Below are 18265 nucleotides of genomic sequence, written 5' to 3'. Positions count from 1 at the left end.
ACCATGCAGGACCTGCGCATTTCCCTCGTCCAGGGCGACACCCGCTGGCATGACCCGGCGGGCAACCGTGATTACTACGGCGCGTTGCTGGCGCCGCTGGCCGGCAGCACCGACCTGGTGATCCTGCCGGAGACCTTCACCAGTGGCTTCTCCAACGAGGCCATCGCCCAGGCCGAAGGCATGGACGGCCCGACCGTCGCCTGGGTGCGCGAGCAGGCCCGGGCGCTGGACGCGGCGGTGATCGGCAGCGTGCAGCTGCGCGATGGCGAAGGCGTCTACAACCGCCTGCTGTTCGCCACGCCCGATGGCGGGCTGCAGTACTACGACAAGCGCCACCTGTTCCGTTACGGCGGCGAGCACGAGCGCTATGCCGCCGGGCGCGACCGCCTGAGCGTGGAATGGAAGGGCTGGCGGATCAATCCGCAGGTCTGCTACGACCTGCGTTTCCCGGTGTTCTGCCGCAACCGTTACAACGTCGAGCGGGCAGGGCAGATGGATTTCGACCTGCAGATCTTCGTGGCCAACTGGCCCTCGGCGCGCGCCTATGCGTGGACGACCCTGCTGCGCGCGCGGGCGATCGAGAACCTGTGCTTCGTGGCCGCGGTCAACCGCATCGGCGTGGACGGCAACCAGCTGCACTACGCCGGCGACAGCGCGGTGATCGACTTCCTCGGCCAGCCGCAGGTGGAGATCCGCGAGCGCGAACAGGTGGTCACCACCACCATCTCGGCCGAGGCCCTGGCCGCGCACCGCGCACGCTTCCCGGCGATGCTCGATGCCGATGCGTTCCACCTGGACGAGCGCGCCTGAGCGGGCGCTCGACCGGCGGCTGAACGCTTGCCGCACCGGCGCGCGTGCCTGCATCCACCGTGCACGCGCGCGCTGCTAGATTCGCCGGCAGTCCGACCTGAAGTGGAAGTCCTGCCGATGAACAAGCCCCTTGTCCTGCTGCTGGCGCTGGCCGCAGCCTCGCTGGCCCCGGCCGCCCATGCCGGTGGCAACCTTGATTGCCAGCTGCGCTACAACCTGTCCGGCTGGTCGCTGATCTACAAGACCGCCTCGGGCAACGGCACCATCCAGTGCAGCAACGGCGCCAGCATGCCGGTGCACATCCAGCTCAAGGGCGGCGGCCTGACCGTGGGCAAGTCGAAGATCAGCAACGGCCGCGGCAGCTTCACCGGCGCGGTGGGCATCAACGAGCTGCTGGGCACCTACGCTTCGGTGGGCGCGCACGCGGGCGCGGTGAAATCCAGCAACGCGCAGGTGATGACCAAGGGCGACGTTTCGCTGGCACTGTCCGGCACCGGCAAGGGCTGGGACCTGGGCGTGGACGGCACCGCGTTCACCATCAGCCGTCGCTGATCCCGGTCCATCCACGCATGGCGTGGATCTACCAGGTATCTGTTCCACCCGATAAAGAAAAACCCCGGCCGGAGCCGGGGTTTTTCATTTCAGCACGGCGTGCGATCAGCCGCCGCGCGGGCCGCTGCGACGCGGGCCGCCCGGACCACGGTTGCCACCCGGACCACGGTTGCCGCCGGGGCCGCCCGGGCCACGGTTGCCACCCGGGCCGCCGGGACCACGGTTGCCGCCCGGACCGCGATTGCCGCCGGGACGTGCATTGGCGTTGCCGCCCGGACGACCGTTGCCTGCCGGACGCGTGCTGCCGTACGGGCTGAAGCCCGGATTGGCGTGGTCGGACGGGAAGCTCGGGGCGTTGCCCGGATGGCCGTAGGGGTGCTTGTTGCCCTGGCCCTGCGAGCGGTTGCCCGCACCGGCCGGACGACCCTGGCCGCCACCGGCGCCACCACGGCCTTCACCGCCGAAGCCACCGCGACCCTGGCCGCCACCTGCACCGGCGCCCGGACCCTTCGGCTTGCCGTACGGACGGCCCTGGCCACCCGCGCCAGCGCCCGGACCACGGGCACCCGGGCCACGTGCGCCCGGACCGGCGTTGCGGTGGCCGCTCGGGCCGGTGCTGACACCGTCCGGCACGTACCAGGTACGGAACGCGGCCGGGTTGCCTTCCGGCAGCGAACGGTCGTTCTTCGGCGCGCGCTGCTTGAACGGCTTCTGCGACTGCTTGGCGGCTGCTTCGCCGCTGACGGTCAGGCCGCCCTTGAAGCCGCCACCCTTGCCACCGCGACCACGGCCGCGGTCTTCGCGCACGTTGTCGAAGCGGCGCAGTTCGCGACCTTCATCGGCGGTGCTGTGGCCGTTGACGTAGGCATTGCCACGACCGCCTTCGCGCACGCGCACGGTGGTCTTGGCAGCGCGACGCTGGCCGATCACCGGCTGCAGGGTCAGCGCCGACGGCGCGCCTTCTTCCAGCTTCAGCTGCGCGCGCAGGGCTTCGACCTGGGCGGTCGGCAATTCCACCGAATGGCCACGGACCAGTTCGCGCGGCAGGCTGACCTTGCCGTAGCGGGTGCGCTTCAGGCGGCTGACCTGGCAGCCCTGCGATTCCCACAGGCGGCGCACTTCGCGGTTGCGGCCTTCCTTGACCACGACGCGGAACCAGTCGTGCGAGTCGGTGCCGCCGATGCGTTCGATCTCGTCGAACTTGGCCGGGCCGTCTTCCAGCGCGACACCGCGGGCGAGGCGGTCGACGATGGCGTCGGAGACCTTTTCCTCGCCTTCCGGGGCACGCACGCGCACCACGTACTCGCGCTCGACCTCGAACGACGGGTGCATCATGGCGTTGGCCAGTTCACCGTCGGTGGTGGCCAGCAGCAGGCCGGTGGTGTTGATGTCCAGGCGGCCGATGGCGATCCAGCGCGCGCCCTTCAGCGGCGGCAGGGATTCGAACACGGTCGGGCGGCCTTCGGGATCTTCGCGGGTGGTCACTTCGCCTTCCGGCTTGTTGTAGACCAGCACGCGCGACGGCTCGGCCAGGGCAGTGGCGACGAAGCCACGGCCATCCAGCTCGATCTTGTCGCCGCTCTTGACCGACATGCCGGTCTGCGCGACTTCGCCGTTGACCTTGACCAGGCCTTCGGCGATGCGCTGTTCCAGCGCACGGCGCGAGCCGAGGCCGGCCTGGGCCAGCACCTTGTGCAGGCGCTCTTCCAGCTTGAACTGTTCGGAGGTGGCTTCGCGCTTCAGCGAGAGCTTGTTACGGGGGGTGTCACTCATCAGTTTTGCTCCGGCCGACGGTTTCGAGGTCGGCCTCTGGTTCGGAATCGGCTTGGTCAACAGCCACGGTCGTCGTCGCGACGGCGTTGTCTTCGCGTTCGTTCACTGGCACCGCGCGCTCGCCCGGCGCGGAATCGGGGTGCCCATCATCGAGGGGCGAAGGTGCTTGCTCATCGGTGGCCGGCGCAGCAGCTGCGTCGGCGGAATCGGGGGTGTTGCCATCGCCGCCCTGCAGGCCGGCGTCATCGTTGGCGGCCGCGTCGGGGTCGGCGCTGATGTCCGGGCCGGCGGCACCGGCAACGGCGGGACCATCACGGTCCAGCGCCAGCTGCGGTTCCAGCTCGCCCAGGTCTTTCAGTTCCGACAGCGGCGGCAGTTCGTCCAGGCGCTTCAGGCCGAAATAGTCCAGGAAGCCCTTGGTGGTGCCAAACAGCGCCGGCTTGCCGGGCACGTCGCGGTGGCCGACCACGCGGATCCATTCGCGCTCTTCCAGTGCCTGGATGATGTTGCTGCTGACCGCCACGCCGCGCACCTGCTCGATCTCGCCACGGGTGATCGGCTGCCGGTAGGCGATCAGCGCCAGGGTTTCCAGGGTGGCGCGGGTGTAGCGGGTCTTGCGTTCGGTCCACAGCCGGCTGATCCAGCCGTGCACTTCGCCGGTCACCTGGTAGCGGAAGCCGGAGGCGACCTCGACCAGTTCCACGCCGCGGCCTTCGCAGCCCTCGCGCAGGCGCTCCAGCGCACGTTCGATGCTGCCCGGCGGTGCCGGTTCCTCTTCCGGGAACAGGTCTTTCAGCTGGGCCAGGGTGAGCGGCTGGCTGGAGGCCAGCAGGGCACCTTCGACAATGCGGTTGATCAGCGTCTGGTCCATCGGCAGTCAGCGCTCACTCGTTTTCATTGGCGGCGTCGTTGTCGTCGAACTCGCTGCTGAACTGCAGCGGGGCGTTGGTGTTGCCGGCGGCCAGGGACTTCACGTAGATCGGCGCCAGCGGTTCTTCCTGGACCAGGTCCAGCAGCTGCTCCTTGGCCAGTTCCAGCACGGCCAGGAACGTGACCAGCACGCCCAGCTTGCCTTCTTCGGCGGTGAACAGCCCTTCAAAGCGGTAGAACCTGCCGTCTTCAAGCCGGCCGAGCACTTCGCCCATGCGCTGCCGCACGCTCAGTGCCTCGCGCTTGATGGCGTGGCCGCTGAACAGCTCGGCGCGCTTGAGCACGTCGTGCAGGGCCAGCAGCATCTCCTTCAGGTCCACCGGCGGCGGCAACTTCACCGTCGCCCGCTCGGGCATGAAGGCGTGCGCCACCGTGGTGTCGCGGTCCTGGCGGGGCAGGGCGTCGATATCCTCGGCAGCCTGCTTGAAACGTTCGTACTCCTGCAGCCGGCGCACCAGCTCGGCGCGCGGGTCGGCTTCGTCGCCTTCCTCGCTGACCGGGCGCGGCAGCAGCATGCGCGACTTCACCTCGGCCAGGATCGCGGCCATCACCAGGTACTCGGCGGCCAGTTCGAAGCGCAGCTCGCGCATCACGGTGATGTATTCCACGTACTGCCGGGTGATCTCGGCCACGGGAATGTCCAGCACGTCCAGGTTCTGCCGGCGGATCAGGTACAGCAGCAGGTCCAGCGGACCTTCAAAGGCATCCAGGATGACTTCCAGCGCATCCGGCGGGATGTACAGGTCCTGCGGGATCTGCAGGACCGGTTGCCCATGCACCACGGCCAGCGGCATTTCCTGCTGCTGGGGGGCGGGCGGCCGGGTTGGCGGGTTCGCGTCGAGCGCGAGTTCGGAAGTCATCTAATGGACAATAGGATTGCAACGGACCAGTCGCGGTACCGGACCTGCCGGGCCTGCGCCACGGCGCCCCAGGCACCAGTCACGCCGGGATCGGCGCGATTCCACACATATCAAACAGCAGGACGCGCCGCAGGAAACGGCGGCGACGGAACTACGGGGAGGTCGTCTACGTGGCCCGGCCGGTTGGCCCGGTTCGAAGCAGCGGTACGGTCGTCGGGGGCTGCGTTGGCCGCAAAAACCGACGGGCTGCTGCATCAAGCCACGTGCAATGGTGCCTAGGGTACGGCTTTGCCGGGCCAGTGTCCAGCCGGGCCGGTGGCGGTGGCCCATTGGCTAGAATCGACGCACCGCAACATGAACGAGGAATGCCCGTGTTCTATGTGATTGAAGGTTACGACGGCCAGGATGTCCTGGCGCAGCGGCTGCAGGCCCGGCCCGAACACCTGGCGCGGCTGCACGCGCTGCGCGACGAAGGCCGCCTGCTGCTGGCCGGGCCGTGCCCGGCGATCGACAGCGAGGATCCGGGTCCGGCCGGCTTCAGCGGATCGGTGGTGATTGCCGCGTTCGACTCGCTCGCGCAGGCCCGGGAGTGGGCCGATGCCGACCCCTATGTGGCTGCCGGCGTCTACACCCGCGTCGACGTGCGGCCGTTCCGCAAGGTGCTGCCATGAGTGCGCAGCGCATCGATCTGATCCGTGCTGCGCTGCAACAGGCATTGGCGCCGAGCACGCTTGAGATCGAAGACGACAGCCACCGCCATGCCGGCCACGCCGGTGCACGTGACGGGCGGGGCCATTTCAACGTGCTGGTGGTCAGCGAGCAGTTCGCCGGCATGGCCCCGCTGGCGCGCCATCGCGCGGTGTATGCCGCGCTGGGCGGGCTGATGGAGACCGATATCCATGCGCTGTCCATCCGCGCATACACCCTGTCCGAGCAGGGCTGATGGCCTGTCCCGCAAAGTCCTGCCAGGTCCAGGAACAGACCTGTCCACGTCAGATTTCTGTGTCCATCCGGGGACATTCGTCTAACGGAGTGTTTACAAGCGCAGATGGAAACGCTTACATTCCGCGCCAAGCTGGTAGGTCCAAGCCGTGGAGGGCGGCTTCGTGAACAAGGCAGCCATAACAATCAAAGACGTCGCACGAGAAGCCCGGGTCTCCGTGGCCACGGTTTCCCGCGCGCTGAACGGGCATGAGAATGTCGCCGAACCGGTCCGCCAGCTTGTGCTGGAGGTCGCCGCGAGGCTGCGTTACACCCCGCACGCCGCCGCACGCAGCCTGAGCAGCCGCCGCACCAATACGGTGGGCGTGGTGCTGCCCGATCTGTACGGCGAATTCTTCTCCGAGCTGATGCGCGGCATCGACAACGTTGCCCGCAACCGTCGCCAGCACCTGCTGGTGTCCAGCTACCACGGCGACCAGGTACAGCAGGGCGCCGCCCTGCGTGCCATGCGCGGCCGCGTCGATGGCCTGCTGGTGCTCTCGCCCTATGCCGAGAGCCCCGGCTTCCTCACCGACAACCTGCCGCAGTCGCTGCCCACGGTCCTGATCAATACCTATCTGCCGGGGCAGGATCACCCGGTCCTGAGCATCGACGATCACGCCGGTGCGATGGCCATGACCCGCCACCTGCTCGATGCCGGCCACCGCCGCATCGCGTTCATTTCTGGCCCGGATCTCAACTTCGACGCGCGTGAGCGCCTGCGCGGCTTCCGTGACGCGCTGGCGGCCTTCGGCAACGGCGCCGAAGGCATCGAGTTGCCCGGTGATTTCGACGAAGCTTCCGGCCATCGCGCCGGTCAGGAGATGCTGGCAGCCGGCGCGCTGCCCGATGCCGTGTTCGCCGCCAACGACATGATGGCCCTGGGTTGCCTCTACGCATTCGCGCAGGCAGGCATCCATGTGCCCACCGATGTCGCCCTGGCGGGTTTCGATGACATTCCACTGGCGCGGTTTGTACACCCCTCGTTGACCACCATGCAGGTCAGTATCGCCGAGTTGGGCGATAGGGCGATGACGCGTCTGATGCAGTTGATGGACGGCAACACCCCCGAAGGGGCAGGTGACAAGCAGACGCTCGTTCCCCGCCTCATCGTTCGCGATTCCACCACTCCGCCATCGGGCCATTGAAGCCAGAGGCGTTCCTTCTTTCTTGATTGATCGCAGGTACCGCATTCGCGGATACCGCCACCCGGAGATTGAGTTGATGATGCATTCCACGATCCGCATGCCGGCCCGCCGGCTGCTGAGCACCGCACTGGTCAGCTGCCTGATGCTGGCCGCCGCCCCGAACGTCATGGCGCAGTCGGCCAACGCCAGCCTGCGCGGCCAGGTGGCCGGCGCCCAGGCCGGTTCGGAAGTCACCGCTACCAACGTCGCCACCGGCACCGTCCGTCGCGGCACCGTGCGCGCCGATGGCACCTATTCGCTGATGGGCCTGGACCCGGGCACCTATGACGTGGCCGCCAATGGCCAGACCCAGAAGGTCACCGTCACCGTGGCCTCGACCTCCACGCTGAACTTCAGCGAGGCCGCCGCCGGTGGTACTGCCGGTGGCAGCGCCGCGACCAACCTGGACACCGTCAACGTCGTCGCGCCGACCCTGCTGCAGGAAGTGCGTACCTCCGAAGTCGGCAAGACCGTCAGCCTGCAGCAGATCCAGACCACCCCGCAGGTGTCGCGCAACTTCCTGGAGTTCGCCGATGCCGTGCCGGGCCTGATCTTCACCCGTGATGCCAAGGGCAACACCTCGCTGCGCGGCGGTGCCACCAATTCCGACGGCACCAACGTCTACATCGACGGCGTGGGCCAGAAGAGCTACGTCAAGGGCGGCGGCGTGGCCGGCCAGTCCGGCAGCGCCGGCAACCCGTTCCCGCAGCTGGCCATCGGCGAATACAAGGTCATCAGCGGCAACTACAAGGCCGAGTACGGCCAGGTGTCCAGCGCCGCAGTGACCGCTGCCACCAAGTCCGGTACCAATGAATTCAAGGGTGAGGCGTTCTACCGCTACACCGATGAAGACATGCGCGCCAAGACCCCGGCCGAGCGCCAGGGCGGCAAGGACAAGATGGTCTCGGCCGAGAAGGAATACGGCTTCGCCCTGGGCGGCCCGATCATCCAGGACAAGGCGCACTTCTTCGTCACCTACGAAGCCAAGCGCTTCGACCTGCCGGTCACCATCGCTCCGGACGGTGCCGTCACCGGTGCCGCCAGCCTGCTGCCGCCCGCGGGCGCCGCCGGCCTGGGCCCGGCCAGCCAGCCGTTCCAGCAGGACCTGATCTTCGGCAAGATCGACTTCGAGCCGACCGACAACGACCGCATCGAGCTGACCTTCCAGGACCGCGACGAAACCCAGTCGCAGTTCAGTGGCCAGACCTCGCCGGAAGCCGGCCGTGAAGTGGTCAACACCGACCGTCGTTACGCGCTGCGCTGGAACCACAGCGGCGAGCGTTTCTACAACGAAATGATGGTCACCCATGAAGATTCCTTCAACAACCCGACCCCGCTGACCCTGGCCAACGGCATCACCTACACCGCACCGGACGGCACCGAAGACCGCACCGTGGTGAAGATCGGTGGCGCCTCGGCACTGGATTCGCAGGTGAAGGGCCAGAAGGGCTGGTCGATCGAGGACAACCTGACCCTGGACGGCATCCAGTGGGCCGGCGACCACACCATCAAGATGGGCGTGAAGTACAAGGCCATCGACCTGTACGCCTCCGATGCGGCGCAGATCAACCCGACCTTCACCTACAGCCTGGGCGATCCGGACTTCCCGGATTCCATCCCGTACAAGGCGCAGTTCGTCAAGCCGGTGACCGGCGTGGACGGCGTCTCGGGTGAAGTGCGTTCGAAGTCCAAGCAGTACGGCGTGTTCATCCAGGACGACTGGCAGGTCAACGACCACCTGCAGATCAACCTCGGCCTGCGCTGGGACTACGAAGTCACCCCGTCCTACCTGGACTTCGTGACCCCGCAGGCGGTGGTCGATGCGATCTACTCGCAGGATCCGCGCGCCCCCGCCGGCCAGACCTACGCCGATTCGCTGGCGCTGGGCGGCCTGGACATCAGCAACTACATCAGCAACGGCCACAACCGCAAGGCATTCAAGGATGCCTGGCAGCCGCGCCTGGGCTTCTCGTATGACATCAACGCCGACGAGCAGCACGTGATCCACGGTGGTGCCGGCCGTTCGTACGACCGCGACCTGTTCGACAACCTGCAGCTGGAAACCACCAAGCTGGCCCTGCCGCAGCCGACCATCTACTTCCGCAACCCGGCCACCGGCACCTGCATCAACGGCCAGGCCGCCTGCTATGACTGGAACCCGAACCTGCTCAACGGCATCGGCAACCTGCAGGACCTGGTCGGCGCGACCAGCAATGCCGGCCTGGAAGTCGACCTGCTCAACAACAAGCTGAAGGCGCCGTACTCGGATCAGTTCAGCCTGGGCATGAGCAACCAGATCGGTGACTGGCTGACCGACGCCACCATCGCCCGCACCCTGAGCTACGACGGCTTCGCCTTCACCCTGGGCAACCGTTACCCGACCGGCCAGTTCTTCGATGACCCGCGCCTGTGCGGTGGCACCGAGGCGGGCCTGAGCCAGGCCTGGAGCTGCAACGTGCCGGGCTTCGGCAGCCTGATCATCGGCCAGCAGGGCATCAAGACCCGTGCGACCCAGGTCCTGCTGTCGGCGCAGAAGCCGTTCACCAAGGAAAGCGGCTGGGGTACCTCGATCGCCTACACCTGGACGACCGCGCGCCACAACCGCGACATCAACGAGAAGTACGCCTTTGACCGCGGCCTGATCGGCGACTACCCGACCATCCGTTCCAACGGTGCACCGCGCCACCGCCTGGTGATGACCGGTTCGTACGCTGGCTTCTGGGGCATCACCTTCGGTGGCAAGATCACCCTGGCCACCCCGACCGCCGTCAACGACTGGTACCCGGTGCCGCAGGCCAGTGGCTTCAACCTGCCGACCCCGCAGGCTGCCGTGCCCAATGCCAATGGCAAGTTCCTGCTGGGCGGCAAGATCTTCGGCTACCGTTCGGTGGACCTGCAGGCGACGAAGACGTTCAAGATGCCGGGCGACACCGAGATGTACGCTCGTATCGACATCATCAACGTGTTCAACTTCGACAACTTCTCCACCTACAACTACGTCAAGACGAACGGCAAGCTGCAGGCCAGTTACAACGAGACCGGCGACATCATCGGTACTCCGCGCCAGGTCAAGGCCGAAGTGGGCTTCCGCTTCTAAGCAACGACGTACGCACCACCCCGTTGCCAGCGGCCCGCCGCTGGCAACGGAACCTGGCAATGGCCGGCCTGCGGGCCGGTCCATTGTCCAGCCCCATGCGGCGTCGCTGCGGCGCTGCATGGGACTGGACAATGCCTGTGTTGAATCGGCCACGAATGCGTGGTTTTTTAAGAGTCTGGTTTGTAAACGATTTCAGGCCATTGGACGTTATGCTTTCCCATCGATCAGCCCACTGGAGGAACCGCGCCATGCAGGCACGCCACCTGTTGACCGCCGCTGCGATGACCCTGGCCATCGCCGCCTGCAAACCGGCCCAGCAGGAGCCTGCAAAGCCCAAGCCGCCGGTGATCCTGCTGGAAGCAGACGCGCCGCCGCGGCCGATGAAGCCGGAACTGCCGCCGCTGTTCGATGACATCGAGCGCCGCACCTTCCAGTTCTTCTGGGACACCACCAACGAACTCAACGGCCTGACCCCGGACCGCTACCCGTCGCGCCCGTTCGCCAGCATCGCCTCGGTCGGCTTCGCGCTGACCGCCTACCCGATCGGCATCGAGAACGGCTGGGTCAGCCGCAACCAGGCCATCGACCGCACCCTGACCACGCTGAAGTTCTTCCGCGACGTGCCGATGGGCCCGCAGCGCACCGGCAAGGCCGGTTACAAAGGCTTCTACTACCACTTCCTGGACATGCAGGAAGGCCGCCGCTACGACAGCTGGGTCGAGCTGTCCTCGGTCGACACCGCGCTGCTGATGATGGGCGTGCTGTTCGCCCAGTCGTACTACGACGGCGACGACCCGCGCGAAAAGGAAATCCGGCAGATCGCCGACCAGCTGTACAAGCAGGTCGACTGGCCGTGGCTGCAGCAGCGTGCGCCGCTGATCTCGATGGGCTGGTTCCCCGAGAGCGGCTTCATCGACCACGATTGGATGGGCTACAACGAGGCGATGATGGTCTACATCCTCGCCCTCGGCTCGCCCAGCCACCCGGTGAGCCCGGATGCGTGGACGGTGTGGACGCGCACCTATGACAACGACTGGGGCGTCTACCAGGGCCAGGAATACCTGTCCTTCGGCCCGCTGTTCGGCCACCAGTACAGCCATGTCTGGATCGATTTCCGCGATATCCAGGATGCCTACATGCGCGAGCGTGGCAGCACCTACTTCCTCAACAGCCGCTCGGCGGCGCTGGCGCACCGCGAGTACGCCATCGCCAACCCGATGCAGTGGAAGGACTATGGCGAGAACGTGTGGGGCCTGACCGCCAGCGACGGCCCGCAGAACACCACCCAGGAATACCGTGGCGAGCAGCGCCAGTTCCGCCATTACTCCTCGCGCGGCGCCGGCCTGCGCGAGAACTTCGATGACGGCACCATCGCCCCGACCGCAGCGATCTCCTCGATCGTGTTCGCGCCCGAACAGGTGATCCCGGCCACGCTGGAGATGCACAAGCGCTACGGCGACTACATCTATTCCAGCTATGGCTTCCTGGATTCGTTCAACCCCAGCTTCAACTACGACATCCCGATCAAGACCGGCCGCATGGTGCCGGACCGCGGCTGGGTGGCCAGCGATTACATCGCCATCGACCAGGGCCCGATCCTGACGATGATCGCCAACTACCGCGATGACTTCGTCTGGGAAGTGATGAAGAAGAACCCGTACATCCGCAAGGGCCTGGAACGGGCCGGTTTCAGCGGTGGCTGGCTGGCCCCGGAAGGGTCGTTCCAGCCGCTGGTGCTGGAAAAGGATGAGAAGGCTGCGGCGGCACGCGCGGTCGGTATCGCAGAATCGCGCGCGGCTGCCGCGCAGGAACAGAAGAACAATGCCAACCGCAACACGGGCCAGGGGAAGTAACAAGGTGCACGATTGGATTGACCGCCTGCGACGCTGGGCCCTGCCTGCGATGGCCGCACTGGCCATGGCCGGCTGCGCGCGCACCGAGCAGGGCACCACGACGGTCCGCTTCTGGGCCATGGGCCGCGAGGCCGAAGTGGTCAGCGAACTCATCCACGAGTTCGAGGCCGAGAACCCCGGCATCAAGGTGGATGTGCAGAACATTCCCTGGACGGCCGCGCACGAGAAGCTGCTGACCGCCTTTGCGGCCGACGGCCTGCCCGATGTCTGCCAGCTCGGCAACACCTGGGTGCCCGAGTTCGCCGAACTCAACGCACTGACCCCGCTGCAGCCGTTCGTGCAGCAGTCGTCCGTGGTCGATCCGAAGGACTACTTCCAGGGCATCTGGGATACCAACGTGATCCACGGTGAGCTGGTGGGCGTGCCGTGGTACGTCGACACCCGCCTGATCTTCTACCGCAAGGACCTGCTGGCGCAGGCCGGCTTCGACCATCCGCCGCGCACCTGGGCGGAGTGGGACGAGCAGATGGCCGCAATCAAGAAGATGCAGGGCCCGAACCGCTATGCGGTGCTGATGCCGATCAATGAGTTCGAGCAGCAGCTGTCGCTGGCCCTGCAGCAGCCCGATCCGCTGCTGCGCGACGAGGACACCCGCGGCAACTTCTCCAGCCCTGGTTTCCGTCGCACCCTGGCCTTCTACGCCAACATGTTCGAGCAGGGCTGGGCGCCGAAGATGTCCGAGACGCAGATCTCCAACGTCTGGGATGAGTTCTTCCGCGGCTTCAACGTGTTCTACATCTCCGGCCCCTGGAACATCCGCGAGTTCAAGAAGCTGCAGCCCAAGGAACTGGAAGGGAAGTGGGGCACCGCCGCCCTGCCGGGCCCGGACGGCCCGGGCGCGGGCATCGCCGGTGGCACCAGCCTGGTGATCTTCCGCAAGTCGCAGCAGAAGGAAGCCTCCTGGAAGCTGATCGAATTCCTGTCGCGCCCGGAGATCCAGGCCCGGTTCCACTCGATCATCGGTGACCTGCCGCCGCGCCGCAGTACCTGGAACGCCCCGTCGCTGGCCAACGATCCGCTGGCCGCCGCGTTCCGTGACCAGCTGGAGCGCGTCAAGCCGACGCCGAAGGTGCTCGAGTGGGAGCGCATCGTGCAGGAAATGCGCATCGTCACCGAGAAGGTGGTGCGTGGCGGCATGCCGCAGGACAAGGCCGTGGAAGAGCTGGACCAGCGCGTGGACAAGGTGCTGGCCAAGCGCCGCTGGATGCATGAACAACAACGCCTGCAGCGCAGCGATGCCCCCCCGGGCTCGACCAGTGCAGTCGCGGCCGGGAGCCCGCAATGAAACGTTCGTCCCTCGCCGGCTGGATCTTCGCCGGCCCCTCGCTGATCGTGCTGGGCGTGTTCTTCGGCCTGCCGGTGGCATCGGCGCTCGCCCTGAGCGTGACCGACTTCGACCTGTACGCGCTGGCTGACGGCGGCAACCTGCGCTTCGTCGGGCTGGGCAACTACGTCGACCTGCTGCAGACGCCGATGTTCTGGAAGTCGCTGTGGAACACCACCTATTTCGTGGTGATCGGCGTGCCGTTGTCGATCGGCGTGTCGCTGGGTGCGGCCATGCTGCTCAATGCACCGGCCGCGCGCTTCAAGGCCCTGTTCCGCACCGCGCTGTTCGCCCCGGTGGTGACCACCCTGGTGGCGGTGGCGGTGATCTGGCGCTACCTGTTCCATACCAGCTACGGCCTGGTCAACTACGGCCTGGGCCATATCGGCATCAGCCCGATCGACTGGCTGGGCGACCCGAACTGGGCGATGCCCACCATCATGCTGTTCGCCGTGTGGAAGAACTTCGGCTACAACATGGTGATCTTCCTGGCCGGCCTGCAGGCCATCCCGCATGACCTGTACGAGGCCGCGCGCATCGATGGCGCCTCGCGCTGGAAGCAGTTCCTGCACATCACCCTGCCGATGCTCGGCCCGGTGCTGCTGGTGGTTGGTGTCATTACCGTGTCCGGCTACTTCCAGCTGTTCGCCGAACCGTACGTCATGACCCGCGGCGACCCACTGCAGAGCACCGTCAGCGTGCTGTATTTCATGTTCGAGGAAGGCTTCAAGTGGTGGAACCTGGGACGCGCCTCTGCCGTGGCGTTCCTGCTGTTCCTGATCATCCTGGCGGTGACCACCGTGATGCTGCGTTTCGGCCGCAAGAGGCAGTTGGTATGAGTCGTGAGATCGGCCAGTCACGCTGGCACCCGTGGATGATCAATGGCGCGTTGCTGGTGCTGGCCCTGGTCAGCCTGGCACCGCTGTTGTGGATGCTCTCGGTGTCGTTCATGCCGCAGGGCGAGGCGACCCATTTCCCGCCGCCACTGCTGCCTTCGCACGTCACCACCCACAACTACACCGAGCTGTTCGCGCGCACCGGCATGGGTGGCAACTTCGCCAACAGCCTGCTGGTGTCGGTGGCGATCACCTTCGGTTCGCTGCTGCTCAACACCATGGCCGGCTATGCGTTCGCCAAGCTGAACTTCGTCGGCCGCGAGCGCCTGTTCCAGGTGCTGATGGCGGCGCTGGTGATCCCGGCGCAGGTGGCGATGCTGCCGCTGTTCCTGCTGATGAAGCAGCTGGGCCTGGTCAACAGCTTCGGCGGCGTTATCGTGCCGGCGCTGGCCAGCGTGTTCGGCATCTTCCTGGTGCGCCAGTACGCCCGTTCCATCCCGGACGAGCTGCTGGAAGCGGCCCGCATCGACGGGGCAGGGGAGCTGCGCATCTTCTTCCAGATCGTGCTGCCGATGCTCAAGCCGGTGCTGGTGACCCTGGCGATCTTTACGTTCATGGGCGCGTGGAACGATTTCATGTGGCCGTTGATCGTCTTGACCGATCAGGAGCACTACACTTTGCCGGTGGCGCTGGCCACCCTCTCGCGCGAGCACATCATGGACGTGGAAATGATGATGGCCGGCGCGGTGGTCACCGTGGTTCCGGTGCTGGCCCTGTTCCTGGTGCTGCAGCGGTACTACATCCAAGGTCTGTTGCTGGGGAGCGTCAAGGGATGAAGCGAGCGATCGCCGTTGGATTGGGCCTGTTGTGGACCTCCCTGGCGATCGCCGCACCACCGGCGCTGCCGGCGCCCAAGGTGCTGGACGACTTCGATGACATCAGCGCGTGGAAGCTGGTGCTGTCCGACCAGGTCAGCGGTTCGCTGCGGCCGGTCAGCGGCGCCGGTGGCGGCCGCGCGCTGTGCCTGGATTACGACTTCCACAAGGTGTCCGGTTATGTCGGCCTGCGCCGCGCGCTGAACATCGAGTACCCGGCCAATTACCGCTTCGGCTTCCAGCTGCGCGGCGATTCCCCGCGCAACGACCTGCAGTTCAAGCTGATCGATGCCAGCGGCGACAACGTGTGGTGGGTCAACCGGCCGGGCTACAGCTTCAGCAAGGCCTGGGCGCCGGTGGAGTACCGCCGCCGCCAGATCGACAAGGCCTGGGGCCCCTCGGCCGAGAAGGAGATGGCGCGCAGCGCCGCGGTCGAGTTCACGATCTACAGCAAGGTCGGTGGCCGCGGCACCGTGTGCTTCGACAAGCTGACCCTGCAGGGCCTGCCGCCGCAGGACGAGTCGGCGCTGATGCCGTCGGTGATCGCCGACACGGCCACCGCGCTGCAGGACCGCATGATCGATGGCAAGAGCGATACGTTCTGGGTCAGTGGCGGGGTCAAGCAGCAGACCATCAGCCTGGACCTGCACAAGAGCCGCGAGATCGGCGGTGCGGTGATCGACTGGCTGCCCAACCTGGAGGCGACCCGCTACACGGTGCGCACCTCCGAGGACGGCCGCGACTGGCGGACGGTGCGCGAAGTCACCGGTGGTGGCGGCGGCCGTGACTGGCTGGCGCTGCCCGATACCGATGCGCGCTACGTGCGCTTCGATCTGCAGGACGGGCCGAACTGGCGGTATGGCATCCGCGATATCGCGCTGAAGCCGCTGGCCTTCGCGGCCACGCCCAACGCCTTCCTGTCCTCGGTGGCCGCCGACCTGCCGCGCGGTGCATTGCCGCGTGCCTACGTGGGCGAGCAGCCGTACTGGACCCTGCTGGGCCTCGACGGTGGCCAGGAGCAGGCGCTGATCAGCGAGGATGGCGCACTGGAGCCGGCCAAGGGCAGCTTCAGCATCGAGCCGTTCATCCGCATGGACGGCAAGCTGCTGGACTGGTCCAGCGTGGCCACCACGCAGTCGCTGCAGGACCGTTACCTGCCCATCGCCACGGTCGACTGGGTGCATGAGAAGGCCGGCCTGTCGGTGACCAGTTTCGTGCAGGGCACGCCCGAGCGCGCCCAGCTGATCGGCCGCTACCGCCTGAGCAACCCGGACAAGGTCGCCCACGAATACACCCTGGCGCTGGCGATCCGGCCCTGGCAGGTCAACCCGCCGACCCAGTTCCTCAACACCACCGGCGGCTTCAGCCGCATCGAAGCGCTGGACGTGGGCGAGCAGCTGGTGCGCGTCAACGGCGAACCGCGCATCTACCCGCTGCAGGTCCCGGACGCGCGCTTTGCCACGACCTTCGACGGCAAGCTCGATGCGATGCACCTGGCGTCGGGCAGCTTCCCGGCGACCACGGCGGTGAAGGACAGCACGGGCCTGGCCTCCGGCGCGATGCTGTACACCATCAAGCTGGAGCCGGGGCAGAGCCGCGAGGTGGCCGTGGTGCTGCCGCAGACCGGCGGCTGGAAGCCGCAGGCGCTGGACGTGGCCAAGGCGCAGCAGCAGGTGGCGGCGATGTGGCGCGACAAGCTGGGCGTGGTCAACCTGCAGGTACCGGCGGCCGGCCAGCCACTGGTTGAAACCCTGCGCACCGCTGTGGCGCACATGCTGATCTCGCGCGTGGGCCCGCGCCTGCAGCCGGGCACGCGTTCGTATGCACGCAGCTGGATCCGCGATGGCGCGATGATTTCCGAAGGCCTGCTGCGCATGGGCCGCAGCGATGCCGTGCGTGATTACGTGACCTGGTATGCGCCGTTCCAGTTCGAGAATGGCAAGGTGCCGTGCTGTGTCGATGCCCGCGGCAGCGACCCGGTGCCGGAGAACGACAGCCACGGCGAGCTGATCTACAACATCGCCGAGTACTGGCGCTACACCGGCGACGGCACGTTCCTGGAGCTGATGTGGCCGCACGTGCAGGGCGCCTACAGCTACATGGAGCAGCTGCGTGCCAGCGAGCGCACCGAAGAGAACCGCGCACGCAACCCTGCCTTCTACGGGATGATGCCGGCCTCGATCAGCCATGAGGGCTATTCGGCCAAGCCGATGCACTCGTACTGGGACAACTTCTGGGCGCTGCGCGGCTACAAGGATGCTGCGCAGGTGGCGGCACAGCTGGGCAAGGTGGAGGCGATGCAGATCAGCGAGTCGCGCGACCAGTTCCGCGACGACCTGCAGGCTTCGCTGCTGGCCGCCATGCAGCAGCACAGGATCGATTACCTGCCCGGTTCGGCCGAGCTGGGTGACTTCGATGCCACCTCCACCACCATCGCGCTGGCGCCGGGTGGCGAGCAGGGCCGGCTGCCGCAGGAGGCGCTGGAGGCGACCTTCGAGCGCTACTGGAACGAGTTCGTCGCGCGCCGCGATGGCAAGCGCGAGTGGAAGGACTACACGCCCTACGAATGGCGCAACGTGGCGGCCTTCGTGCGCCTGGGCTGGCGCGACCGCGCCTGGCAGGCCACCCAGTTCTTCTTCAAGGACCGTGCGCCGCAGCCGTGGAACCAGTGGGCCGAAGTGGTCTCGCGCACGCCGCGCAAGCCGTTCTTCGTCGGTGACCTGCCGCATGCCTGGGTAGCGTCGGACTTCGTGCGCTCGGCCCTGGACATGTTCGCCTACAACCGCGACGCCGATGAGGCGCTGGTGCTGGCAGCAGGCATTCCAACTGCCTGGTTCCAGGGGGAGGGCATCGCCGTGCAGGGCCTGCGCACACCGCAGGGCCAGTTGAACTACCGCCTGCAGCGCAGCGACAAGCAGCTGGTGCTCGACCTGCAAGCGGGCCTGGTGCCGCCGCCCGGTGGCGTGGTGCTGCCGTGGCCGTACAGCGGCGATCCGGGTGAGGCCACCATCAATGGCGAGCCGGCCGAATGGAACAACCGCGAACTGCGCGTGCACCAGTTGCCGGCGCGGATCGAGATCGACGTGCCCAGCGCGGTGCGCCGCGCAGAACGCAAGGGACAGTAAGC

Annotated in this window: 14 protein-coding genes; 11 read left to right on the top strand and 3 right to left on the bottom strand. The window is 66.8% G+C overall.

Annotated elements, in window-relative coordinates; genetic code table 11:
• The first annotated feature begins 3 nt into the window (after positions 1-3).
• Both C1927_RS13990 and C1927_RS13985 read left to right on the top strand, forming a co-directional pair.
• Entirely contained in the window at positions 4-810 is an 807-nt protein-coding gene (locus C1927_RS13990; protein WP_108747027.1) for an amidohydrolase, read from the top strand.
• Between the two features lie 117 nt (positions 811-927).
• Positions 928-1362, top strand: coding sequence for a hypothetical protein (locus tag C1927_RS13985; RefSeq protein ID WP_079222487.1), 435 nt, complete (start codon positions 928-930; stop codon positions 1360-1362).
• Positions 1363-1467: 105 nt separating this feature from the next.
• On the opposite strand, the gene C1927_RS13980 is transcribed toward C1927_RS13985, so the two are convergent.
• Genes C1927_RS13980 through C1927_RS13970 form a run of 3 tightly spaced genes read right to left on the bottom strand, consistent with a single transcriptional unit; the run spans position 1468 to position 4925 of the window.
• Positions 1468-3135 (bottom strand): pseudouridine synthase, encoded by a 1668-nt coding sequence (locus C1927_RS13980; protein ID WP_108747026.1) that lies wholly within the window; start codon positions 3133-3135, stop codon positions 1468-1470.
• On the bottom strand, positions 3128-4006 hold the full coding sequence (gene scpB, locus C1927_RS13975) for an SMC-Scp complex subunit ScpB (protein WP_079222485.1): 879 nt from the start codon (positions 4004-4006) through the stop codon (positions 3128-3130). The genes C1927_RS13980 and scpB overlap by 8 nt, the downstream gene beginning before the upstream one ends.
• Before the next feature lie 13 nt (positions 4007-4019).
• Positions 4020-4925: a ScpA family protein gene (locus C1927_RS13970; protein WP_079222484.1), complete on the bottom strand. Its 906-nt coding sequence runs from the start codon at positions 4923-4925 to the stop codon at positions 4020-4022.
• Between the two features lie 371 nt (positions 4926-5296).
• On the opposite strand from C1927_RS13970, the gene C1927_RS13965 reads away from it, so the two are divergent.
• The 9 genes from C1927_RS13965 to C1927_RS13925 all read left to right on the top strand — a co-directional run bounded on the left by C1927_RS13965 (position 5297) and on the right by C1927_RS13925 (position 18263).
• Positions 5297-5596 (top strand): YciI family protein, encoded by a 300-nt coding sequence (locus C1927_RS13965; protein WP_108747852.1) that lies wholly within the window; start codon positions 5297-5299, stop codon positions 5594-5596.
• Positions 5593-5868, top strand: a complete 276-nt coding sequence (locus C1927_RS13960) for a BolA family protein (protein WP_079222483.1) — start codon at positions 5593-5595, stop codon at positions 5866-5868. Before C1927_RS13965 ends, C1927_RS13960 begins: the two co-directional genes overlap by 4 nt.
• A gap of 148 nt (positions 5869-6016) precedes the next feature.
• Positions 6017-7054, top strand: coding sequence for a LacI family DNA-binding transcriptional regulator (locus C1927_RS13955; RefSeq protein WP_079222482.1), 1038 nt, complete (start codon positions 6017-6019; stop codon positions 7052-7054).
• 76 nt (positions 7055-7130) lie between these two features.
• Positions 7131-10190 carry a TonB-dependent receptor gene (locus C1927_RS13950; RefSeq protein ID WP_079222481.1) on the top strand — a complete coding sequence of 1020 codons (3060 nt, stop codon included), beginning with the start codon at positions 7131-7133 and terminating at the stop codon, positions 10188-10190.
• A 248-nt stretch (positions 10191-10438) separates the two neighbouring features.
• Positions 10439-12043, top strand: a complete 1605-nt coding sequence (locus tag C1927_RS13945) for a glucoamylase family protein (protein WP_079222480.1) — start codon at positions 10439-10441, stop codon at positions 12041-12043.
• A 4-nt stretch (positions 12044-12047) separates the two neighbouring features.
• Entirely contained in the window at positions 12048-13388 is a 1341-nt protein-coding gene (locus C1927_RS13940; RefSeq protein WP_079222479.1) for a sugar ABC transporter substrate-binding protein, read from the top strand.
• Positions 13385-14266 (top strand): sugar ABC transporter permease, encoded by an 882-nt coding sequence (locus C1927_RS13935; RefSeq protein WP_108747025.1) that lies wholly within the window; start codon positions 13385-13387, stop codon positions 14264-14266. The genes C1927_RS13940 and C1927_RS13935 overlap by 4 nt, the downstream gene beginning before the upstream one ends.
• Positions 14263-15099 carry a carbohydrate ABC transporter permease gene (locus C1927_RS13930; RefSeq protein WP_079222477.1) on the top strand — a complete coding sequence of 279 codons (837 nt, stop codon included), beginning with the start codon at positions 14263-14265 and terminating at the stop codon, positions 15097-15099. The genes C1927_RS13935 and C1927_RS13930 overlap by 4 nt, the downstream gene beginning before the upstream one ends.
• The gene (locus C1927_RS13925; RefSeq protein ID WP_108747024.1) at positions 15096-18263 is read left to right on the top strand and encodes a discoidin domain-containing protein; all 3168 of its coding nucleotides are present in this window, start codon (positions 15096-15098) and stop codon (positions 18261-18263) included. The genes C1927_RS13930 and C1927_RS13925 overlap by 4 nt, the downstream gene beginning before the upstream one ends.
• The last annotated feature ends 2 nt before the right edge of the window (positions 18264-18265 follow it).

The organism is Stenotrophomonas sp. ZAC14D1_NAIMI4_1 (assembly GCF_003086775.1).
Classification (GTDB): Bacteria; Pseudomonadota; Gammaproteobacteria; order Xanthomonadales; family Xanthomonadaceae; genus Stenotrophomonas.
This window is presented reverse-complemented; position numbering and strand designations above follow the sequence as displayed.

Bases quoted from the DNA above. Each gene is read 5' to 3' on its own strand.
- C1927_RS13990 (WP_108747027.1), top strand. From the start codon at position 4: ATGCAGGACCTGCGCATTTCCCTCGTCCAGGGCGACACCCGCTGGCAT.
- C1927_RS13985 (WP_079222487.1), top strand. From the start codon at position 928: ATGAACAAGCCCCTTGTCCTGCTGCTGGCGCTGGCCGCAGCCTCGCTG.
- C1927_RS13980 (WP_108747026.1), bottom strand. From the start codon at position 3,135: ATGAGTGACACCCCCCGTAACAAGCTCTCGCTGAAGCGCGAAGCCACC.
- scpB (WP_079222485.1), bottom strand. From the start codon at position 4,006: ATGGACCAGACGCTGATCAACCGCATTGTCGAAGGTGCCCTGCTGGCC.
- C1927_RS13970 (WP_079222484.1), bottom strand. From the start codon at position 4,925: ATGACTTCCGAACTCGCGCTCGACGCGAACCCGCCAACCCGGCCGCCC.
- C1927_RS13960 (WP_079222483.1), top strand. From the start codon at position 5,593: ATGAGTGCGCAGCGCATCGATCTGATCCGTGCTGCGCTGCAACAGGCA.
- C1927_RS13950 (WP_079222481.1), top strand. From the start codon at position 7,131: ATGATGCATTCCACGATCCGCATGCCGGCCCGCCGGCTGCTGAGCACC.
- C1927_RS13945 (WP_079222480.1), top strand. From the start codon at position 10,439: ATGCAGGCACGCCACCTGTTGACCGCCGCTGCGATGACCCTGGCCATC.
- C1927_RS13935 (WP_108747025.1), top strand. From the start codon at position 13,385: ATGAAACGTTCGTCCCTCGCCGGCTGGATCTTCGCCGGCCCCTCGCTG.
- C1927_RS13930 (WP_079222477.1), top strand. From the start codon at position 14,263: ATGAGTCGTGAGATCGGCCAGTCACGCTGGCACCCGTGGATGATCAAT.
- C1927_RS13925 (WP_108747024.1), top strand. From the start codon at position 15,096: ATGAAGCGAGCGATCGCCGTTGGATTGGGCCTGTTGTGGACCTCCCTG.